At 42.6% G+C, this 3,199-nt stretch carries 2 protein-coding genes; both read right to left on the reverse strand.

Features of this window, described 5'->3' with window-relative positions; genetic code table 11:
- Window positions 1-78: 78 nt before the first annotated feature.
- Window positions 79-2,505 carry a heavy metal translocating P-type ATPase gene (locus Q0K96_RS15010; RefSeq protein WP_297334794.1) on the reverse strand — a complete coding sequence of 809 codons (2,427 nt, stop codon included), beginning with the start codon at window positions 2,503-2,505 and terminating at the stop codon, window positions 79-81.
- Between the two features lie 70 nt (window positions 2,506-2,575).
- The gene (locus Q0K96_RS15015; RefSeq protein ID WP_297334795.1) at window positions 2,576-3,145 is read right to left on the reverse strand and encodes an AraC family transcriptional regulator; all 570 of its coding nucleotides are present in this window, start codon (window positions 3,143-3,145) and stop codon (window positions 2,576-2,578) included.
- Between the last annotated feature and the right edge of the window lie 54 nt (window positions 3,146-3,199).

Consider the following 3,199-nt stretch of genomic DNA (forward strand, 5'->3'; position numbering starts at 1 on the left):
ACCTTGGCAACACAACCGCCACAGTTAATGTTTGTTTTAAATTTCATTTCGCTTTTCATATTATTCTTATTAAATACTTTATATTTTTTTCATTTTAAGCAGCAGGCTGTTGCTAACCACACTAACGCTGCTCAATGCCATTGCCGCGCCTGCAATCATAGGGCTGAGTAAAAACCCGTTTACCGGATACAGCACACCCGCCGCAAGGGGTATCCCTATTATGTTATAAATAAAAGCCCAGAACAAATTCTGCCTTATCGTGGCAACTGTTTTGGCTGACAACTGTATTGCCTGTGGCACTTTAAGTAAATCGCCTGAAATCAGGGTTATACTCGCTACATCCATTGCAATATCGCTGCCTTTGCCCATAGCAATACCCACATCGGCCTGTGCAAGGGCGGCACTGTCGTTTATGCCATCACCCACCATGGCAACTGTTTTGCCTTTCTGCTGCAATTGGCTTATAAATTCTAACTTTTCCTGCGGTAATACCCCAGCCCGGTAATTCTTTATACCTGTATCAGCGGCAACTGCTGCTGCGGTTTCGCTATTATCTCCGGTAAGCATATATACTTCTATGCCTTCATCCTGCAACTGCTTTATAGCCTTTACAGAAGTGCCTTTAATGGTATCGGCTATAGCTATACCGCAAAGCACCTCATTATCATTGCAGAACAATACCACAGTATTGGCTTTGTTAAGTTTGTCCTGCATCCAGTCGTTTACCTCACCATCTAAATTTATACTGCGCTTTTGGGTAAGCGCGCTGTTACCAATACTGTAAATCTTGCCATTGTAAGCAGCCTCTACTCCCCTGCCTTCTATGTTCTGTATTGTAATGTTATTTATAAACTGTGCCTTATTGCTAAGGTAACGGGCAATGGCATCGCCCAATGGATGTTCAGATGATTTTTCTATGGTATATAATATATTCGTGTACTCCTCTTTTTCCTCGGCAAACCATTTAACAGCAACCACTTTTGGCTTACCTTCGGTTATAGTACCTGTTTTATCCAGCACTACGGCATTTACTTTCTTGGCAGTTTCAAGGCTTTGTGCATCTTTAATCAGTATACCGTTTTGTGCCCCTTTGCCTACCCCAACCATTATAGCTGTAGGTGTGGCAAGACCAAGCGCGCAGGGGCAGGCAATTACCAAAACAGTAATCATGGCAAGCAGCCCATGTGTAAGGCTGTTTTCGCCACCAAAAATGAGCCATACGGCAAGCGTTATAAGTGCCAGTATAATTACTACAGGTACAAAAATGCCCGCAACTTTATCTACAAGGCGTTGCACGGGCGCTTTGCTGCCCTGCGCATCCTGCACGGTCTTTATAATTTGCGATAACAGCGTCTGGCTGCCTACTTTTTGCGCTTTGAAGGTAAAGCTGCCTTTTTGATTGATTGTACCTGCATATACAGTACTGCCTTTTGTTTTTTCTACCGCTATGGGTTCGCCGCTAATCATGCTTTCATCAACAAAAGAGCCGCCTGAAATCACCTCGCCGTCTACTGCAATCTTTTCACCTGGTTTTACCAGAATCCTGTCACCGATATTTAAATCGGCAACAGGCACTTCCTCTTGCCCTGTTTCTGTAATTATGGTAACGGTTTTCGGCTGCAGCCCCATCAGGTTTTTTATGGCTGATGATGTGCTGCCTTTTGCTTTTTCTTCCAAAAGCTTGCCTAACAGGATAAAGGCGATTACCACAGCCGCGGCCTCAAAATATACATGGGCGTGCAGGCCCCTGTTATGCCACACCTGCGGAAAAAGCGTATTAAAAACACTGAACAGGTAAGCCGTACCGGTACTTACCGCAACAAGTGTGTCCATATTGGCCGATTTATGCCTCGCCTGCCTGTAAGCACCTGAAAAGAACTGCCTGCCAAAAAATAACACAACAGGAGTTGCCAATGCCCACATGGCATAATTTGCCCACCACATCTCCATCAGCAATGGCACCATGCCTATAACTACCAAAGGCACACTAAGCGCTATGGCCCAAAAAGTACGTTTCTTAAGTTGGCTATAATGCTTTTGCTGTATTGCTTCGATAGTATCTGTTTCTTCATTACCCTCATTTAGAATAAGGTCATATCCTACAGATTGCAGTGCAGATTTCAGTTTTTGGGGAGAGTTAATCGTTGGAATATATTCAACTGTTCCGTTGCCATTTGCATAATTAACGGCTGCATTAACCACACCCTGCTGCATCATAAGCACATCCTGGCTTGATGCCGCACAAGAGGCACAGCTCATGCCGGTAACAGGAAAGCTTTGTTTTACAGTAGTTACACCATAACCAAGTCCCCGAATCTTTTGTACTGCTGCGGGCAGTGCTACAGGTGCATCTGTGGTTGTAATAACCGCCCTGTTGTTATTAAGCTCAACACGGTGTGCAGTAACAGCTTTAACTTCATCAAGACCTTTATCAACTATCATTGCGCAGTGTTCGCTGTCAACACCTTCTAAGGGTAAATAAATTATATTGTCAGGCATATCCATTACTTTCAGATTTATATTGCAAAGTTCGAAAGTATAGGTGTATCGGCTGTTACAGAATTAAGGAAACGGTTTACAGATTTTTGGAAACCGCATCAAGCGGCTTTCGCGAATTTGCTCCGCTTTTGCGAAACTCTGTTGGTGTTATACCGGTTACCTTCCTGAATTGTGCCGAAAGGTGGGATACACTGCTATAGCCAAGTTTATAAGCGATTTCGCTAAGGGTTAGCCGATTATAAAGCAGCAGTTCTTTAACCTTTTCGGTTTTCTGAAGAATAATAAAATGCTCTATGGTGATACCTTCATGTACCGAAAAAAGTTTACTCAGTCCTGAATAATCTTTATGGAGCTCTGATACCAGAAGCTCAGAAAATACTACTGCGCCTCCATCAGAGTGATGTATATGATTTATGATAACAGATTTTATACCCTCTACCACAATATCTTTAGTATCACCAAGCAATTCAAAACCCTGTTCTTTCAGTCGTTCACTAAGTAATGATAACTGCTCGGGGCCGGCTTCCTTTTTAGTTTCGGCCTCGCCCAAAGTAATACTTTCTGGCTCTAAATCAAGACCTTTAAAAATTTGTGTAACAGCTGCTACACAGCGGGGGCAAACCATATTTTTTATATAAAACTTCATTACTGTAAATTTAACCAATATCTGTTACTATATACTGTTAAACATATCTAATAT

The organism is Flavobacterium sp. (assembly GCF_024305175.1).
Lineage (GTDB): Bacteria > Bacteroidota > Bacteroidia > Flavobacteriales > Flavobacteriaceae > Flavobacterium.